At 61.3% G+C, this 18,057-nt stretch carries 18 protein-coding genes and 1 pseudogene; 8 read left to right on the top strand and 11 right to left on the bottom strand.

Annotated features, from left to right (window positions below; genetic code table 11):
* The first annotated feature begins 28 nt into the window (after nucleotides 1–28).
* Nucleotides 29–364, top strand: a complete 336-nt coding sequence (locus BLR13_RS33580) for a VOC family protein (RefSeq protein WP_074814537.1) — start codon at nucleotides 29–31, stop codon at nucleotides 362–364.
* Between the two features lie 45 nt (nucleotides 365–409).
* On the opposite strand, the gene BLR13_RS33575 is transcribed toward BLR13_RS33580, so the two are convergent.
* Nucleotides 410–991 (bottom strand): methylated-DNA--[protein]-cysteine S-methyltransferase, encoded by a 582-nt coding sequence (locus BLR13_RS33575; RefSeq protein WP_074814540.1) that lies wholly within the window; start codon nucleotides 989–991, stop codon nucleotides 410–412.
* 230 nt (nucleotides 992–1,221) lie between these two features.
* Between BLR13_RS33575 and BLR13_RS33570 the strand changes: the two genes are divergently transcribed.
* A complete protein-coding gene (locus tag BLR13_RS33570; RefSeq protein WP_074814543.1) occupies nucleotides 1,222–1,677 on the top strand; it encodes a hypothetical protein in 456 nt (151 codons plus the stop codon).
* A 38-nt stretch (nucleotides 1,678–1,715) separates the two neighbouring features.
* Here the strand turns inward: BLR13_RS33570 and BLR13_RS33565 are convergent, their stop codons facing one another.
* Nucleotides 1,716–2,075 carry a hypothetical protein gene (locus BLR13_RS33565; protein WP_143039573.1) on the bottom strand — a complete coding sequence of 120 codons (360 nt, stop codon included), beginning with the start codon at nucleotides 2,073–2,075 and terminating at the stop codon, nucleotides 1,716–1,718.
* A gap of 291 nt (nucleotides 2,076–2,366) precedes the next feature.
* Between BLR13_RS33565 and BLR13_RS33560 the strand changes: the two genes are divergently transcribed.
* The 3 genes from BLR13_RS33560 (at nucleotide 2,367) to BLR13_RS33555 (ending at nucleotide 3,478) form a co-directional block, all read left to right on the top strand.
* Complete coding sequence (locus BLR13_RS33560; RefSeq protein WP_074814552.1) at nucleotides 2,367–2,594, top strand: hypothetical protein; 228 nt, start codon at nucleotides 2,367–2,369, stop codon at nucleotides 2,592–2,594.
* The gene (locus tag BLR13_RS40760; RefSeq protein ID WP_143039574.1) at nucleotides 2,584–2,940 is read left to right on the top strand and encodes a hypothetical protein; all 357 of its coding nucleotides are present in this window, start codon (nucleotides 2,584–2,586) and stop codon (nucleotides 2,938–2,940) included. The genes BLR13_RS33560 and BLR13_RS40760 overlap by 11 nt, the downstream gene beginning before the upstream one ends.
* 163 nt (nucleotides 2,941–3,103) lie before the next feature.
* Nucleotides 3,104–3,478 (top strand): hypothetical protein, encoded by a 375-nt coding sequence (locus BLR13_RS33555; RefSeq protein WP_074814554.1) that lies wholly within the window; start codon nucleotides 3,104–3,106, stop codon nucleotides 3,476–3,478.
* 45 nt (nucleotides 3,479–3,523) lie between these two features.
* On the opposite strand, the gene BLR13_RS33550 is transcribed toward BLR13_RS33555, so the two are convergent.
* Nucleotides 3,524–4,159: a hypothetical protein gene (locus tag BLR13_RS33550; protein WP_074814557.1), complete on the bottom strand. Its 636-nt coding sequence runs from the start codon at nucleotides 4,157–4,159 to the stop codon at nucleotides 3,524–3,526.
* Between the two features lie 461 nt (nucleotides 4,160–4,620).
* On the opposite strand from BLR13_RS33550, the pseudogene BLR13_RS33545 reads away from it, so the two are divergent.
* Together BLR13_RS33545 and BLR13_RS33540 are read left to right on the top strand one after the other, a co-directional pair.
* Nucleotides 4,621–5,741, top strand: a pseudogene (locus tag BLR13_RS33545) (MFS transporter).
* Between the two features lie 695 nt (nucleotides 5,742–6,436).
* Nucleotides 6,437–6,739 (top strand): hypothetical protein, encoded by a 303-nt coding sequence (locus tag BLR13_RS33540; RefSeq protein ID WP_074814565.1) that lies wholly within the window; start codon nucleotides 6,437–6,439, stop codon nucleotides 6,737–6,739.
* Between the two features lie 613 nt (nucleotides 6,740–7,352).
* On the opposite strand, the gene BLR13_RS33530 is transcribed toward BLR13_RS33540, so the two are convergent.
* The 8 genes from BLR13_RS33530 to BLR13_RS33495 form a co-directional block, all read right to left on the bottom strand.
* A complete protein-coding gene (locus BLR13_RS33530; RefSeq protein WP_074814569.1) occupies nucleotides 7,353–8,141 on the bottom strand; it encodes a 3-hydroxybutyrate dehydrogenase in 789 nt (262 codons plus the stop codon).
* An 85-nt stretch (nucleotides 8,142–8,226) separates the two neighbouring features.
* Nucleotides 8,227–9,018, bottom strand: coding sequence for an acetoacetate decarboxylase (locus BLR13_RS33525; RefSeq protein WP_074814571.1), 792 nt, complete (start codon nucleotides 9,016–9,018; stop codon nucleotides 8,227–8,229).
* A 34-nt stretch (nucleotides 9,019–9,052) separates the two neighbouring features.
* Nucleotides 9,053–10,204 (bottom strand): DUF3734 domain-containing protein, encoded by a 1,152-nt coding sequence (locus tag BLR13_RS33520; RefSeq protein ID WP_074814574.1) that lies wholly within the window; start codon nucleotides 10,202–10,204, stop codon nucleotides 9,053–9,055.
* A gap of 221 nt (nucleotides 10,205–10,425) precedes the next feature.
* Nucleotides 10,426–10,932 carry a hypothetical protein gene (locus BLR13_RS33515; protein WP_074830778.1) on the bottom strand — a complete coding sequence of 169 codons (507 nt, stop codon included), beginning with the start codon at nucleotides 10,930–10,932 and terminating at the stop codon, nucleotides 10,426–10,428.
* A 13-nt stretch (nucleotides 10,933–10,945) separates the two neighbouring features.
* Nucleotides 10,946–14,098, bottom strand: a complete 3,153-nt coding sequence (locus BLR13_RS33510) for an efflux RND transporter permease subunit (protein WP_074814577.1) — start codon at nucleotides 14,096–14,098, stop codon at nucleotides 10,946–10,948.
* Nucleotides 14,095–15,171: an efflux RND transporter periplasmic adaptor subunit gene (locus tag BLR13_RS33505; protein ID WP_074814580.1), complete on the bottom strand. Its 1,077-nt coding sequence runs from the start codon at nucleotides 15,169–15,171 to the stop codon at nucleotides 14,095–14,097. The genes BLR13_RS33510 and BLR13_RS33505 overlap by 4 nt, the downstream gene beginning before the upstream one ends.
* Complete coding sequence (locus BLR13_RS33500; RefSeq protein ID WP_079587401.1) at nucleotides 15,168–16,301, bottom strand: efflux RND transporter periplasmic adaptor subunit; 1,134 nt, start codon at nucleotides 16,299–16,301, stop codon at nucleotides 15,168–15,170. The genes BLR13_RS33505 and BLR13_RS33500 overlap by 4 nt, the downstream gene beginning before the upstream one ends.
* Nucleotides 16,298–17,215: a sensor histidine kinase gene (locus BLR13_RS33495; RefSeq protein ID WP_244524988.1), complete on the bottom strand. Its 918-nt coding sequence runs from the start codon at nucleotides 17,213–17,215 to the stop codon at nucleotides 16,298–16,300. Before BLR13_RS33495 ends, BLR13_RS33500 begins: the two co-directional genes overlap by 4 nt.
* Nucleotides 17,216–17,385: 170 nt before the next feature.
* Here BLR13_RS33495 and BLR13_RS33490 point away from each other — a divergent pair, with 170 nt between their 5' ends.
* Complete coding sequence (locus tag BLR13_RS33490; protein WP_074814584.1) at nucleotides 17,386–18,048, top strand: TetR/AcrR family transcriptional regulator; 663 nt, start codon at nucleotides 17,386–17,388, stop codon at nucleotides 18,046–18,048.
* Nucleotides 18,049–18,057 lie beyond the last annotated feature (9 nt).

Raw genomic sequence — 18,057 nt, 5'->3', positions numbered from 1 at the left:
AAGTGTCGAGGCCGAATTGGGTCCGTGCATGACGGCTGCTCCAACGACACCCAACGTGGTGGTGTTCGTATCCGACATGGAGAAATCCATTCATTGGTACCACAGGAATATCGGCCTTGCCGTCGAAGAGAATTGGAATGCCGTCGCAAGATCGGACAGCCAGGTCGTCGTGATGGGTCGAAATGGGATCGGAGTGATGTTGCTCGCCTCCGGACGACCCATAAAGCTGCCCGATCCGCAGCGGGTATGTTTCGTGTTCGAAGGTCCGCCAGCGCCGTCGTCCGGCTCGCCGCCACTCTTCCTGACCGATCCTGACGGAACGTCGATCGAGCTGCCGTCGTTTCCAGCTTCGCGCGTCAACTAGCGGTCACGCCGAAACTTCAACTCGGTGCGCGCGCTCGTCGCGCGTTCAGTCCCGAAACGCGTAGTGAGGGCATTTCGAGCCGAACTGCGCGTTGGCCTCGGCGCGTAGAAGGGCGCGCTTGCGCTCGCGCCCCCACCGGTAGACGCCGATTTCGCCGTCGTCCGCGATGACCCGATGACATGGAATTGCAATCGCAATTCGATTGGCGAGGCACGTCTGAGCGATGGCGAACGAATCGCCGGGTATGCCTATCCGCCCCGCGACTTCGGAATAGGTGCGCTGTTCGCCGGGAGGGATGGATCGAAGTTCTTCCCAGACGCGCTTCTGAAAGGCCGTGCCCCTCATGTCCAGCGGCAGACTAACGCCGATGCGGGGATCTTCGGTAAAGCTGACGATGCTCGAACCGATGCCTTCAAGCCCGTAACCGCCGCTGACCGGCTGCTCATCGGGGAACTCGCGCCGAAGATCCCGCTCGAGCTCTTCTCGATCGTCACCGAGCAGCAACGCCGAGAGGCCGCGCGGACTGACAGCGGCGAGAACCATGCCGAGCTTTCCCTTCATCGAAATGAACTGGAAATATTCGTTTTCGTAGCTCGAGCTCGCTTCGAGACCGATCCGGCTGTCCATGACCCTGTTCCTCGCATTTCGAAACATCCTCCGGTCCCACTGTCGGAAACGGTAGACACATGGTCGCGCAAGCTAGACTCGCGGCCCCGATACGCACTCCGTTTGATGTCCTCAAACCGTCCGGCGGCGACATGCGGTCGCGCCGATTTCGGTTTGAAGATAAGAACCGAAGTTCTGATCTCCCGCCGCCGACTATGGTCTGACCGTCACGGTCCGTTGCGGAGGGAAACATGAAGCTGGTGCGATTCGATGGGGGCAAGACGGGTCTGATGGTCGAGCTGCCGTCCGGACCACATGTGTTGGACGTGATCGGCAGCCTCGGAGCCCTGGCTCCCGACGATCCGATTTCCCAAGGCGTTCTTAACGGCATCTTGAAGGACAACGGAAAGTGGTCCGCTCTGATCGAACACTGGCCGTTGGCGCGCGTCGGGCTTCGGCGCCTCAGTCTGCTGGCTCTAGCCGATCCTAAGGGTGAGCGGCTGGTCATCCGTAGCGCCGATGAGGCCCGGATCGCGGATCCGGCGGAAGACCCGAATGCCATCGTTGCGATCGACATCACGGTCTCGAACAGAACTAGGCTCGATCCTACGGGTCGCGAGGCAATGGCCCACCAGTTCTCCGTCGCATCGCCCGCCGTCGATGATCGGGTCGTTGCGCTCGATGCCTACAAGACTACCAAATCCTAAGACGGGAAAGCGATCGCCGGCTGGTCGGTTTTCGCTCCCTAGCCGTCACTCTTCAGATGGGCGTGGCCCATTTTTTCCGACAACTGTTCGCCAAGGCTGAACGAGATCGTGAAGCCTTCCTGCGTCCCGAACGTGAGGATTCGGCGGCCGTCCTGGCTCAGCTCCATGCGGAAGTCGGTCAGCGGATAGGCTATCCGCGTTCTGGGATCGCCCTGCCATCGCTTGATGACCTTGGACGCCATCTTCGGTAACGTGACGAGCAACGCGGTCAACGTCTCGATCTTCATGTTGATGGCCATCTCGCGGCCGGCGACGTCCTCGGCGAACAACTTGACGGCTGTCCCGTCGTTGGCGGTTTCGAAGCCCACCAACCTGCGAACCTCCACATTTCCTCGCATGACGATTATTCCGATGTTGCGAGCCTGGCAGCACGGCCGGCCGCAGTCGGGCCTTAGGCAGCCCAGATGATGCGCTCGCGGCCACCGCTCGTTGTTCATGGTCAGAATACAGGCCGGGATTCCCGCGCCACGCTCCGTTTCTTGCTTTCAAATCGCGGGAGCATGCCACAGCGCGACAAGTGTCGACAACCGATCGCCCTGTGCGGCTCTTCCGAGTTCGACGTCACGAATCGGAGTGCGGTCCGCGAACGCCGCGCCGAGAATCGTGGCCCGCATTGGAGACATCGGAACATGACGTCATTCCTCGATCTGCTCGAGATCGCCGCTGCGCGCGGTGACGGACTACATCCCAAGCTGCTCGCGCTGTGCGAGGGAACGGCATCCGCACCGCAATGCGATACGGTGACGCGAATTGACGGCATGATTCAGTCCGGCCCCCATCCCAAGGGGTTCGAGCACGCGCGAAACGCGGCGTTGCCGCAGCGCGGACCGCTGCCGGCGAGCGACGATGAAAAATAGGAAAGACCAGCAGCACAAGTCGGTTCCGAATAAAGTTTCGCGCCACTCTGGGTACTCGAACGTGCGTTTAGCCATGGAAAAGCTCGATGAAGTACGTCGCTCTCATCTGCACGATCTTCTTGACGGTCACTGCTTGCCATGCCGGGAATGGGGCGACGCGCTTCAACCTGGCGCAGGCTCAGGCTCCGAAGGAATGCGTGACGAACTGCGATTCCGCGAATTTCTCATGTTCACAGAACTGCGGATTGTCCGGCGCCTGCGTGGCGCAATGCAATGCGACAGCATCCGCCTGCAAGGCCGCTTGTGCGAGCGCGAAGTGAAACGCCCATGTCGGCGGTCGCGCTGAACTGTGGGAGGTGCGCGGTCGAAACTGACATCCGCAGCGCCGAGATCGGCCGGGCGCGCGCAGGCTGCGAGGCCGTAATGCAGATCGGTCGCACAAGTGCGCCAGGCGACGCTGGCGCCAATGGCCGGAACGGCGCCCCGTAGCTTAAAGAGAAGACGTCACAATGACCGACATTCAGATCGACAGATTGATCAATTTCGAGACGGCGGCCGACGGTACGGCGGTCAGATTGATCATCAAGGATTCCGCCGGTCAGACCGTGGGCACCATAATGAACATCGACACGCTGTCATCGCTGTTGATGACGATGCCGACGATAGCGTCGTCGGCCGTGAAACGGGCGCACGGCGACCCGCGGACGCGCATCACCTATCCGGCGGAAGAGTTTCAGATCGAGGAAGGGCCGGACAACCTCCGCATCCTAACGATCGGCACGCCGGAGGGGTTCAACGTATCCTTCTCTCTCACCGAGGAATTGTCCTACGAACTCGGTGAGGCCCACCTGTCAGGCTTCGGTCAACGCCCTCGAAGGCATTGATCGCAGTATCGGCGATCGGTTCAGAACAGTCCGCTTGACGTAGAATCAATTTTGCCGGTGGAAAGGCGTGTCCACGACGAGCCGAGGCGTGTCCCTGACGAACGCTTCGGTACGCGGCGCATTCCAACCGCGGATTCGGTCGACCATGATATTGACGCCGAAGTCGAGCGGATCCCCGCCCTTCGCTTCCGAGCGCATCATCGACTCCTTCGGAATGGACATCGGCGCATCGAAAGGCCCATCCGGATCTCTCAGCAGAATCACCATCCGCTCCGGCGTGACGAAGGCGCCGATGAGGAAATAATATCCTTGGTGAACAAGCGTCGCAGCGGGTTTCGACCAGTCAATTGTTTTTGCTGCTTCCAGTTCGGCCGAGGTCCATCGAAAGTCGCTCGCCGCTCGCGGCGTCTCCAGGAAATTCAGGAATTTCTCACCGGCGAGGCGCTCGACCGATCTCCGCAGTTCAGCCATTGCGACACCGATGAGTCGATGGTTCGGGCGGCCACTTGGCCACGCATTTGTGCCCGGCACTCTCGTCGAAACAGGTAACAGCATCCGGCCATATTGATCGGCGATGTGGAGCAAGACGTCGGCACCATCGGGCACCGCGGTGATGATGAATTCATGGTCGTTGTGCACGAACAGCAACGATGGGAAATCTTCGGATCGGTTGGGCGCCATCTCTCCTGTTCTCCGGCATCATCAGCCTGGCACCTTGGCTGCGCCGGATGGCGTCAGACCAGAAGAGCCGCTGCGGGCGAAGCGACTTGGTCTGAAATCGTGGCTCGTCGCACTCCGGTTCTTGCCTTCCAAATCGGTTTGCCGAGCGCAGCCGTCGGAGCGGCTTGAATTCCAGAGGATCGGGGACTGTACTGGATGCCGCCGATCGCACGTTGATCTCAGAACTGAAATCCAGTTCGGATGCCTCCCCCATCGGCCTTATCGCCCGCGACGCTGAAAGTCTGCAAATGGGGCACTTAGCCGACCTCGCGGGTTGGTTGAATGTCCGCTTTGCGCCGATACTGTTGAAAAAGTCGAAACTCGAACCGCACCGAAAATCTCGCGAAAGTTGATTCTTAGGCGTCTCGATCGCTGCAACGCTCCAGGCTGCCAATAGCGTAGGCGTTAATATTAGCCGTGCCGTGGGTCCGGCGCTGGCGGGCGTAATCATCGCAGGATTTGGTATCGCCGCGCCGTTCTGGGTCGATGCATTCAGCAACGTCGGTGTGATCGTCGTGTTTCTGTGGTGGCGGACTTCTCATGGGCATCTACGCACGCTTCCTGTGGAACGCTTCAAGAGTGCCATCCGGACTGGCATCCGTTATTCCCTGAACAACCAGCGTCTGCGGGCCACTCTCCCGCGTGCCGTGAGCTTTTTCCTGTTCGCCAGCGCGTACTGGGCGCTGCTTCCACTCGTGGCGCGCAACCAGATCGGCGGCGGTCCCGAACTTTACGGCGGCCTGTTGGCCGCAATCGGGTGTGGCGCGGTCGGTTGCGCATTCATGTTGCCGCGTCTGAAGACAAAAATCGGTACCAACGGGCTGGTGACGTTGGGCGAAGTTGGCACCGCAATCACGCTGGTTCTGCTTGGAGTTGCCCGTGAACCAGTCGTGGCCGTTTGCGCAAGCCTGATCGCGGGGATGTCATGGATTGTGGTTGTCGCAAATCTTAATATGTCGGCCCAGGTCTGCCGGACTGGGTTCGCGGTCGTGGACTTGCAACGTATGTGACGGCCTTTTTCGGAACGATGACCGCGGGCAGTTTGCTGTGGGGGGAACTGGCCGGCCTGACGGGACTACCCCCTACGCATTTCATCGCAGCCGCAGGCGCACTTCTGGCGATACCGCTGACGCGACGCTGGAAATTGCAGACCGGCGCGGGCATCGATCTATCGCCGTCCATGCACTGGCCAGAACCTATCGTAACGAACGCAGTCGAAAACGACGCAGGCCCAGTCATGGTAACCGTCGAGTACCGTATCGACCCTGCCAGCCGCGAAGCTTTTCTTACAGCGCTCGAAGCGCTTTCGCGCGAGCGCAAACGTGATGGCGCCTATGCGTGGGCCATCTTCCAAGATACCGCCGACGAGGGCCGGTTTTTAGAAACCTTCTTGCTCGATTCGTGGCTGGAGCACCTCCGTCAGCACAAGCGGGTGACAAATGCAGATCGCGTGCTGCAGGAACACGTGCGGCGTTTCCTCAAGGCCGAGGTGATAGTCACGCATCTTATTGCCGCCGAAAGCGCAAATGACATCAAAGCCTGAGGCTGTCCGCTATTCGGGGACCGGCACTGGCCGGCGCGCGGCCTAACGGTATTGTGCCAGAGCCGACCTATACCCCGCTGACCGATCCCTGGTTTAAGGCACTGGCAAAGCAACTATCTCCGAGACCCCGGGCCGCTCGGTTAGGAGATAGTGCTTCCTTGCTCTATCAGACCCCAGCTGAAAACCTTACAGAATGTGTTGCAGCGATCGGTTGAACCCGCCGCCGTAAGCGGCCGATCGGGACACACGTCTCATTGAATCCCCCCAGGTGCGGGGCGGTGTTTCGCGCAAACGACGCCCAAAGTTAGGCGCTGATCGAAGGACTATGAGGACGACTGCATCTGTCGGCAGATCGGCATTCCAAATCCAACATTCACCGGGCGGCAGCTTTGCGCCATAAGCGGCCGATCAGAAACGGCCGCTTGGGCGAGAACAAAGGTCAAGTTTTGACGCGATGGTCTTCGGCTCGTTATGGAGCGACGCGGAGGGTGGGATGGCGGAGGAACTGACATGCCTACGCCGCCATCGGCATCCCGGGAATGCGGCGGAAGTTCAGCGGTCTCGACTTTGCAAGGGGAAGCGTTTCAATTCGGAGATACTTTCATCAATGATCGAATCACTGATTACGGCAGTTCGAGGCGGACGACCCGCCTCGATCGTGTCAGTGACAGGCAGCATCTGCAGGGAGAACACGTATGACGAATTCCGAGGATAATCTGCCTCCCGCAGTCGGGGCCTATTGGATCAAGGAGGAAGATTATCCAGCGTTGCTGCAACTTTTCGACGATGGTGACAAGATGCCACCGAGCTGGAAAGAATGGCTGAAGATGGCCGAGGAAATGGAGCAGGGGCTCAAGGCCTATGGACACGTCGTGCTGCGTGTTTATATCGACCCCGCCACATTCCCAGACTGGTGCGCCGCCCATGGCACAAGACCGGGCAGTGCCGGACGCAGAAAGTTCGTCGCGGCTGCGATAACCGAGAGATATGGCCGATAGGCCTGACCGGCACCGTCTTAGCGGGACGCCGGCCCATCGCCAGCCCAGCCTCGAACAGCACGTTCGGCCCGGCCTGCCCTTGAGGCTTCGGGGTGATTGCGTGCTAGTTGTTTCGTTGCGCGGTCCAATATCCCGAGCAGCGCCCACCTCCTGCGTGGCCGCTCCAGGTCCCGCGGCCGGCGTCTCGCGCCAGCCTCCCCGCCCCTGATGCGTATTTGTCGTGGACCGTCACCGACGCGCGAACCGCGCCCGATCTTCCGACATACCCGCTAAACTTCACCAGATTGGGATGCGTCACAACGCCGTCGCTTATGTTCACTGAGAAATTATAGGTCGGATCGCAGCTTCCGCGTTGCGTAACGAAGACGAGATTCCAGGGACCGTCGTAAGAGGTTCGGGCTTCGGCAGCAGTCGCCAGGGTAAGGCAGGTACAGCCAATGACATACGCGATCAGTCGCTTGTTCATGATCTTCTCTCCAGAGGAATTGGTTGATGTTCAGTAAGGCAGTCGCAGGTGTTGGGTATTGTTGTCTTCTCTTGGTCTATCGCAGCTGTTCGTCGGCCATCTTCTTTCACCGTGCGTTTTGAGAGCCAGTGTGCATTTCGGCGGGCCCTACGCGGCCGTCCAGCCGCCGTCGATAGAGAGGTTGGCGCCGGTGATTTGCGCGGCGCTTTCGCCACACAGAAAAAGCGCGAGCGACGCTACCTGCTCGACCGTGACGAATTCCCTCGTTGGCTGCGCCGCGAGCAGGACGTCGTTGATCACCTGATCCCTATCCATGTTGCGCGCCCTCATCGTGTTCGGGATCTGCTTCTCTACCAGCGGCGTCCAGACGTAGCCGGGGCTGATGCAGTTGCAGGTGATCTTCGACCGGGCGAGCTCCAGCGCCACCGTCTTGGTGAGTCCCACGATGCCATGCTTCGCGGCGACGTAAGCCGACTTGAAGGGAGACGCGACCAGCGAATGCGCCGAGGCCGTGGTGATGATACGGCCCCACCCTCGATGCTTCATGCCAGGAGTGACGGCATGGATCGCATGGAACGCGGAGGAAAGGTTGATTGCGATGACCGCGTCCCACTTTTCGACCGGAAAATCCTCGATTGGCGAGACATGCTGGATGCCGGCATTGTTGACGAGCACGTCCACGCGACCAAACGTCCTCTCGGCAAACGAGATCATGTTGGCGATTTCCACTGGCTCAGCCATATTCGCGGGCGAATAGATGGCCTTCACCCCGAAATCGTTCTCGATTGTAGTCCGCGTTTTTTCGACATCGGCCGGTGCTCCAATCCCGTTGAGCACGATGTTGGCGCCAGCACCCGCGAACGCCCGCGCATACGCGAGACCGATGCCGCTGGTCGAGCCGGTCACAACTGCGACTTTACCTTTCAAAATATCCATTTCGCCTTTCCTTGTTGATCTGTGACGGTCTTGCGGCTCGACGCCGAGCTGCTTCCTGGCTCGCGCAGCCGATCGAGGTCGCCCATCATGTGACCAGACTTCTCTCGTAGCTCCGGACCGGGCGTCGAACCGGCTGTTGCAGGTAGTCGTGAACGACCTTGCCCAGCCCCAAGGTAAGGTCTGCGCGGATGTGGATCGCGGACACGATCTCGAGAACCGGCAAATCGGCCACGGACGCCAGGGCGTGAGGCGTCAAGGCGAGAGCCGCGGGTCCGGTCCACGCCCCTTTCAAGACAAGCTGCTCAAGGTGATATTCGACAAGCTCGCAGATCCGCGGAGTGCCGTCGACGTGCGGAATAATTTTGAGAAGGAAGTTCGGCTCCTCGAGAGCGGCCTTGACTTGCGCCAGGTCGGCTTCGCGGTGCTTGTATCCCATCGTGCCGGTTGCTACCCGCAACGGACCGTAATCCAGAGTGCCGATGAGCGTATCGATCTCGGTCCGCAACGTCGGCTGGCCGAGCTTTTTCGGAAAGCCCCAGAGTTCCCGGCCGCCCGCGATCGGTCCCTCATCGTTCAGGAACATGCAGTGGGTATAGCCGCCCCTGCGACCGCGGAACGACACCGGGATGACTTGGCCGCTCTCGGTGTAGTCGCCAAAACCATTGGAATCCGGCATGCGGATGAATTCGTATTTGACCAGCGCTTCGCGTTCATCAAGTTCGAGCGGAGCCGGAACAACCGATCGCAGCTTCGCCGGGTCGGTGCGATAGGTGATGATCAGGTATTCACGGTTGACGAAGCGATACGGTCCCGGCGGATAGGCCGGATTGGTGAGCGGCATCGCGAACGCCCGCCTCACCACTTCATTCTCGTGCATTGAATTCTCCTGTGACTGGAATGACCGGCCTGGCCTACTCGCGCCCATCCTGCTCAAGATCGAATGTGGAGACGCCGTCCGCGCTGGTCGGGCGGGCCAGCACCTCGGGATGACGAAGGGTGCGCAACGCATCGTGATAACCGGCGCGCCAATGATCCTGCATCGAGAGGCGGGAGAACTCGTAGTCCTTGGAGTGGCCTTCGTAGTCCCGCGCGCGATAGATCAGGTGGACGAGGCTGTGCACGTTGTGAGAGGCAGCCGTCCTGAGCAGCCTGACGTCCTCTTGCTCGCGCAGATCTTCTGGCAGCCTGCTCAAGAGAGCCGCCAACTCTCGCTGTAACCGGTGCAGGCTTTTGAACTGGTCTGTGCTCGCTCGCGTGCGGCTCGAGTATTGAATCTCCTTTTGACGCGTGACGACGTCGGCCATATTGCGCGGAATCTGGCCGCGCGCGCTCCAGAGATCGACCTGAAACACAAGCGTGTCCTGACGGGCGCCACACTCGATCACCCACTGCAATGGAGTGTTGGATACGAGGCCGCCATCCCAATAATGTTCGCCATCGATTTCGACCGCCGGAAAGCCCGGCGGCAGCGCCCCACTCGCCAGGATGTGCTCGGGCCGAATCGTGTGCGTGGCCGTGTCGAAATAGACCAGATTGCCGGTCCTCACATTGACGGCACCTGCGCTGAACCGCGTCATACCGGCGTTGATACGATCGAAATCGACGAGGCGCTCCAGTGTCGTCTTCAACGCCCTCGTGTCGTAGATGCTCGTGGCGGCAAGCGTTCCACCCGCTTGCAGCCACGGCGCCAGTGGCCGCGCAGAAAAAAATCCGTTTGCGCCAAACACCGCCGCAAAGCTCGCATTCACCTGATTGAGAAAATTGCGGGTGTGATCGCTATTCATCAAATCGGTGAACGGCGCGTCCAACGTCACCTGCGTCCAAAACTCGCGAAGCCGGTCAACTCGGGAATTGGGAGGATTGCCAGCGATAATTGCAGCGTTAATCGCTCCAATCGAAATGCCGGCAATCCAATCGGGATGGATGTTGGCTTCGGCCAGGGCCTCGTAGACGCCTCCCTGGTAAGCCCCCAGAGCGCCGCCGCCCTGTAACAGCAGCGCTATGCAATCGAACGGCGGGCGCCGGTCGGCGGTCGTGAGGTGGGGTCGAGGCTGAAAGTTCATGGTTCGGTGCCCTTGATTTGCGATTGCTCAAACCCGCACTCGTTCTGTCCAGAGCGCGGTCGTAGCGGTCTTTGATTTAATAAACTATACGGTATAGTTTATAAATGACTTTGTCAAACGAGCGCGTTCACAAGCTCGTGCTGGAACTGATTAAGTCCTACGTTCGCCAGACGTTGTTGTCCCAACCAACTGGACAGACGCAACGCCAAGGTCCGTGATTGTTAGTTGCAAACCAGAACGCGTTGGTGGTGGCGGTAGGCGTAGTAGCAGTCGCTATCGGAATAATTGTCACCGCTCGAGTTGCCATAGGCATAGCCGGCATACGCTCCAGCGGCATAGGCTGCTGCACCATAGCCGTAACGCCGCCCGCCATAGCCATGGCTGAAGCTTCCGGAACGGCTGTCGCTGACCAATGCAGAGCGAGCCTGGACCGAGCGTGCAACCGTGGGTCCGTCACGACCGCCGGCGCGGACGCCGCCAAGCGCCCTTAGATCGCCGCGAGGACCCAACCGAGGAGCCGGACCGCCAAGGCCGGCATGGCCCGCACCGCCGGGCCCCATGGGAGGTGGACTTGCGAATGCGGGAGGACCGCCGGCCGCGATCGGCGGAGGACCGCCCGGCCCCATTGGAGGCGGACCGGGAAATTGCGCAAACACCGCGGTCGGCGCCAACGAAATCGTTGCGAGCGTCACGCTGACGGACAGCGTCAAGAGTGTCTTCCTGGACATCATAGTCTCCGTTTTAGATTTGCGTTTCAAGGACTGGCACCGGCGCGGCCGGCGCGAGAGTCGGGTTCGACGAATGGGTGTCGTGCGTCGGTTCAACGGCCTCTTGCACTGGCCCGCAATCGTCGTGAACAGGGTGGATCCGGAACCACGCCACATAGAGCGCCGGCAGGAACAACAGCGTCAGCAGCGTGCCGACAATGATGCCGCCCATCATCGCGTAGGCCATCGGGCCCCAGAAGATCTCGCGCGCGATCGGAATCAGCGCGAGACTTGCGGCGGCCGCCGTCAGCAGGATTGGCCGCATGCGATGCTCGGTCGCTTCCGCAACGGCATCCCAGGCCGGGCGCCCGTCCTTCCTCAGATCCTCGATTTGCACGATGAGGATCACCGAGTTTCGGACCAGGATGCCGATCAGTGCCAACACGCCGAGGATGGCGACGAACCCAAGCGGCGCGCCGCTCGGCAGCATGGCCATGACGACGCCGATCACGGCAAGCGGCGCGACCGCAAACACCAGGAACAGGCGATGGAAGCTCTGCAGCTGAATCATCAGGACCGTGGCCATGACGAACAGCATCAGCGGAACGACGGCCACGATCGGCGACTGGCTCTTGGCGCTTTCCTCCACGGCGCCGCCGATCGCCACCGAATAACCCGCCGGCAGTGCTTTGCCGAACTCCGCCACCCTCGGCGCCAACTGATCCATGATTGTCTTCGGCTGGACGTTGGTGACGATGCCAGCCTTCAGCGTGATCGTGGGAATGCGGGCGCGGCGCCAGATCGTCGGCTGCTCGATCTCATAGCGCAGATTGGCCACGGCCCCGAGGGGCACCGACTGCCCGCCCTGCCCGGCCAACTGCAGATCCCGGAGCGTATCGATCGAGTCGCGCTCGACCGCGGTCGCCCGTCCCGTGACATTGACGAGATAGATGCTGTCGCGAACCTGTGTGATCGGGGTACCCTCGAGCACCGAGTTCACAGCCGTGGCGATGTCTTCCGACGTCACGCCGAGCTGGCGGGCCTTGTCCTGGAGAACGTCGACCTTGACGACGCGCGCAGGCTCCATCCAGTCGAACACGACGTTGCCGAGATCGGGATTGCTCCGGACGATGCCGGCGAGTGCCTGCGAGAGATCCCTTACCTTCGCGATGTCTGGCCCGCTGACGCGATACTGCACGGGACGCCCCACGGGCGGGCCGACCTCGAGCAACTTGACGTAGGTGTCGGTGCCTGGAAACGTCTTACGCAGATATTCCTCGAATTGCGCCTTGACGAGGTCGCGCGCCTTTATGCCGCCCTTGGTCACAACCACTTGCTGGCCAAACCATGCATTGGCCGTCTGCACGTCGAACGACAGCACAAACCGCGGCGCGCCGGTGCCGACATAAGTCGACCAATGCTCCACGGAGCCATTGCCCTGCAGCTGTTCGCGCTCGAAGCGCGCCATCTGCGCATTGGTTTCCGCAATTGAAGCGTTCTGTGGGAGATTCCAGTCGATCACCAGCTCGTCACGGTCCGACGAGGGAAAGAACTGCTGCTGCACGAAAGTCATGCCGAACAACGCGACGAAGAAGGCTGCAACCGTCACGCCGACGGTGATCCAACGGTGATGCATGCAGACGAGCAGCAGGCGAGCGAACATCTGCGCCAGCCGGCCCTTCTCCTCATGGCGGCCCTTCATCTTTGCGGGCAGGATGGTGACGCCGAGCAGCGGCGTGAACAGCACCGCGACGATCCACGACACGATCAGGGAGACCGCAATCACCACGAACAGGGTGAAGGTAAATTCGCCGGCATTACTGCTGTTCAGCCCAATCGGGATGAAGCCCGCGACGGTGACGAGCGTGCCCGTAAGCATCGGAAATGCGGTCGACGCATAGACGTGAGTCGCCGCCTTTTCGAGGGGATCGCCGACCTCCAGCCGGGCCACCATCATTTCGACGGCAATCATGGCGTCATCGACCAGAAGGCCGAGCGCGATGATCAATGCGCCCAGCGAAATTCTCTGCAATGAAATGCCGGCATAGTTCATCACCACGAAGGTAATGGCGAGAACCAGCGGGATTGCAATTGCGACGACGAGCCCGGCGCGCATGCCCAAGCTGAGAAAGCTGATAGCGAGAACGATGACCACGGCCTCGAACAGCGCTTCGGTGAAGCTCGAGACGGCATGCTCGACGACGACCGGCTGATCGGCGACCAGATGAACGCCGACGCCGATCGGCAGGTCGGCAATGACCTTTGACATTTCCTCCTTCAGCGCCTCGCCGAAGTGAAGCAGGTTTGCGCCGGACTTCATGCCGATGGCAAGCCCGATCGCGGGCTGTCCGTTGTACCTGAACAAGGTCTTGGCCGGGTCGGCATAACCGCGCGTGATAGTCGCGACGTCAGTCAGCGGAAAGAAGCGGTCGTTGATCCGGAGATTGACCGCGTTCAGGCTTGCCTCCGACGTGAACCGGCCGTTCACCCGCACGCTGATCCGCTCGAGCCCCTCCTGGAACACGCCGGACGGCGCGACCGCGTTTTGTCCCTGCAGGGAGGCCATGATCGAGTGGACGTCGAGGCCAAGGGCCGCGATCTTCCGGGTGGAGAATTCGAGATAGATCACTTCGTCCTGCGCGCCGAGAATGTCGACCTTGCCCACGTCAGGCACGGTCAAGACCTTGGCGCGGATACCTTCGACCTCGTCGCGCAGCTGACGCTGGGTCAAGCCGTCGCTGGTGAAGGCATAGATGTTGCCGAACACGTCGCCGAAGCGATCGTTGAAGCCCGGCCCGATCACCCCTTGCGGGAATTCGCCCTTGATATCCGCAATCATGTTGCGGACGCGGACCCAGGTCGGCTTGACGTCAGCAGCCTTTGTGGTGTCTCGCAGATAGACGAATACGGTGGTCTGGCCCGCGACCGTCACGCTCTTGGTGTAGTACAGCGATTCCAGTTCCTCGAGCTTCTTTTCGATCCTGTCGGTGACCTGGCGCGTCATCTCTTCGGGCGATGCGCCCGGCCACTGTGCCTGGATCACCATGGTCTTGATGGTGAAGTCGGGATCCTCCTGACGGCCCAGCTGAAGATAGGCAAAGAGGCCGGCCGCCATGAAGGCGAACATGAAATACCAGACGAGCGAACGATGGCGGAGCGCCCAGTCGGAAAGGTTGAACGACTTCATGGCTTCTGATCCTGTTCGATACGGACTTGTTGTCCTGGCTTGAGGCTATGGATTCCGGCGGTCACGATGCGCGCGCCGGGGGCGAGCCCGCCGGCGACGCGGGCACCTGCGGGGTCGCCGGCGAGATCGACCTTGCGCAGCGAGACGGTGTTCGCGGGCTGTTCGACGACCCAGACGAAATTCGCGCCATCCTTGGCGAGCACCGCCGAGGCGGGGACGCGCAATGTCGGACTTTTCGCTTCGCCGAGCTGCGCCGTAACGGTCGTGCCGAGGCGGAAGCTTTCAGGGGGATTGTTCAGGGCGATGCGGACTCGCCGCAGGCGCGTCACGGGGTCTGCCTGGGGGGCGATCTCGCGAACCTTGCCGTCGACCTGCACGGCGGGGAGCAGCTGCAAGCCGACTGTGAATGGCAAGCCAATTTCAAGCGGCACCGGGAAATCTTCCCCGATATCGACCACCGCCTCCCTGATGTCGGGCCTTGCGACAGTTACGACATTTTGGCCAGGGGAGACTACCTGTCCGACTTCTGCGCCCACCGCAGTGACGACGCCGGCGAAATCGGCCTTGAGCTGGGCATAGCCCCGTTGCTCCGTGGCCTTGATCAAGTTCGCCTGTGCGTGCGCCACCGACGCGGCGGCACCGGCCCGCGCCTGCTCGGCATTGTCCAGTGTCTGCTTTGTGGTGGCGTCGGTTGTGATCAGGGCTCGCTGCCGATCCTCCGTCGCCCTCGCAGTCGCCAGCAGCGCTTCCGCCTTCGAGAGCTCAGCCTTAGCCGAGCGTACCGCAAGCTCCAGGGCCGTGGAATCGATCACACCGACAGTTTGTCCTTCGCTGACGAGGTCACCAACGGAGACAGGACGCCCGGTCAGACGTCCCAAGACGCGGAATGCGAGATTGGTCCTGTACTGCGGCTCAACCACGCCAACGGCGACGATGCCGTCCGTGCGGCTCGGCTCAAGGACCATCGACAGCACGGGTCGCACAGGCTCGGGCGCTTTCGCGTCCTGCTGACATCCAGCCAGCACCAGCGCGGATACGAACGTGCCGGTTGCAATCATGGCGCGTCTCTTCATGACGGGTCTCCCTCATCTGTCACAGCCTGGCCAACGCTCAGCAGCTTGCCGCCATCGATAACGACGCGCTCACCTGGCTCGAGGCCCGCCTTGATCAGCACTTCACGGGCTTCATAACCGCCGATCGTCACCGGCTTGAGCGCAGCCGTTTTGGTCGCCGGATCGACGATCCAAACCGCAGGCTTCGATCCCGCCGCCGCCAATGCACTCCAGGGCAATGCGATCTGCTGCTGGGCTTTCGCTTTGACGGTTCCTGCAACGGCGCTTCCAAGCGTCATCGCCGCCGATGGATCATGGATGGCAACCTTGACGCGGATGGTCGCGCTCTTCGCGTCAATCGCGGGCGAGACTTCCCTGACATGCCCCCTCGCCGTCACGCCTGTGTCGGAGACAAGCGCCAGCGATACGCGGCTGTCATCGAGATCGCCAAACAAGAGGGATTCGTAGATGTCAAACACGGCATCGCGTTCCCCGTCCTGCGCCAGGGAGAAAACGGGCTGCGCGGCCTGTACGACCTGGCCGACTTCCAGATTGCGCGCGGTGACCACGCCTGCCGCTTCGGCGCGCAGCGCGGTATGGCCGAGAGCGTCTTTCGACGTTCCGAGCTCCGCTTTTGCTGCCTCAAGCGCACCTTCTGCGGTTCGCAAACCTTCCTGCGCCTGATCGTAGACCGTCCGCGTGGTAAAACCGCTGGCGATCAGCGCCTTCTGCCGTTCGAAGGTTACCTTGGCCACGCGCAGCTGGGATTCTGCGGCCAGCACCGCCGCGGACGCGGCATCAACGTCGGCCTGCTGCTCTGCTGGATCGAGCAGAGCCAGGACTTCGCCGGCCTCGACGTGCGCGCCGACATCGACATAGCGTGCGAGCACACGTCCGCTGACGCGGAACGAGAGCTCTGCGCGAAAACGGGCCTGGATTTCGCCGGTCAGGGTGACGGAGGCTTGTCGGTCACGGGGCTGCACGATCTCCGTGTGCACGATCGCAGCGCGCGTGACGGGAGCAGCGGCATGATCATTACAGCCACTCAGCGCGATTGCGACAAACGCGGCCGCCAGGCCACCAGCACCCCTCAGCCTGCGTTTGCGGGCCGCTTGATCGATTTCGGTGTGGTACGCAGCATGATGTTTCATAGCAAGTCCATCGGGTTAGCAGGTGACAACAACTCGCGCAGCGCGTCCGCCGCTGGACGGGCAGAGACCGGCTGGGCCCCGCGAGCCGGAATCGGATCCGATCGTGTTGCAACGGGGCGGCTGTCCCGATCCGGGGAGCTTGCACCTGTGAAGCGTGCCGCGGCATCGGATGGGCTGACACGCGGCCGGCGAGGCGACCGTATGATGCGACGCTTCGCCATCGCACCGTTCACCGGTCGCTCACGCTCTGACAGCGGAAACGAGAGAACGACGGACGTGAATTCATTGCCGGAGCCGTGCTCGACGCGGCCGCCGAGGCCCTTGGCAAGATCCTTGCTGATCCTCAGTCCCCGCCCCGTGGCGCCCCATGCCGGCCGCGACCCGTTGTCCAGGACGACGCAATTTGCCACCGCCCCGATTCGTGTCAGCTTGACCCTGATTTCTCCGGTCCGCGCCTCGAAACACGCATGCTTCGCGGCCTCGGTTACCAGCCCGTGGACGATCAATCCGAGCCGCCGGCATCGCTCCGGTTCGAGCGGAAGCGATTCGGTTGCGACCGAAAGCCGGATATTCATCGGGTCCAGCAACGAACGGCGCAGGGCGGAGCCCATCATGCGGACATATATCGCGGCGTCGATCAGCGCCTTGCCCTTGGGCATTGCGAGCGCCTGTTGCACATCGGCATAACCATGCAACAGTTCGACCACGTCGCTTAGGGCGTGCTTGGCCTCGGCCCCGTCGACCCGGACCGCCGCGGCCGCAACAAGGTTGATCGCCGAGGCGAGCCCGCTATTGATCCGGTGATTCAATTCGCGCAGCAGAAGGCCCTGCTCCACAATTGGCGAATCCGGGCTGCACACAGTCACGACAATCTCCTCAGGTTGAGCCGGATGGGTGGCCGGCCGAACCCGCATGTTGGCGGTCAGCCGGTTATCCGGATGAGCTGGCGCAGACCGAGCGAACAGGGCCCGTCTGCGTCGAAGTCAAATTAAACTATACCGTATATTTTCTTTTCATTGCATTTCTCTCCCAGGCGTGTCAAGTGGGATCTAGACGCGCACAAACTCGTGATTAGGAAACGGTGATGGCAAAGAACAAAAGCCCGAAACGCGGCAGACCGCCCAAGGACCTGGCCGGCGACGTCCAGGCGCGGATTCTCGATGCGGCCCAGCAGCTTTTTCTCGAGAAAGGTTTTCGGAGCGCCAGCATCGACGACATCTCCGAATTGGCCCCCGCGAGCAAACCGACCATCTATGCGCATTTCCCGGGTAAGGAGGCGCTGTTCGTGGCTGTGGTGGCCCGGACCATCAGCGGATTGACAGATTTCGAGGGGTTCACGCCGGCAGGCCGCACCATCCAGGAAAAGCTCACCAATCTCGGCATCGAGATCGTGGGGAGATTCGTCGAGGACACGTTGGACCTCACGCGCGCGACGATCGCCGAGGCGCGGCGATTTCCCGAATTGAGCCGAAATGTTCACGACGCGGCGCGCGACCGTGCGGCTGGGGCAGTATCGCAGCTCTTGAACGACGCAACGCAGAAGGTCGCGCGCTCACCTAAAGGACCGTTCAGCGCAAAGCGGAGCGTAGCGACCGCTCAGATGTTCATGGATCTCATCCTGCTTCCGATGCTTATGAGATCTCTGATGGGTGAGGACCTGAAGGATCTCAAAAAAGAGCTGCCGACGTTCCTGCACGAACGGGTCAATTTCTTTCTTGCGGCTTGCGAGGCAGACTGGAGGCCGTGAATCAGCCAC

It is taken from the genome of Bradyrhizobium ottawaense (assembly GCF_900099825.1).
Lineage (GTDB): Bacteria > Pseudomonadota > Alphaproteobacteria > Rhizobiales > Xanthobacteraceae > Bradyrhizobium > Bradyrhizobium ottawaense_A.
This window is presented reverse-complemented; position numbering and strand designations above follow the sequence as displayed.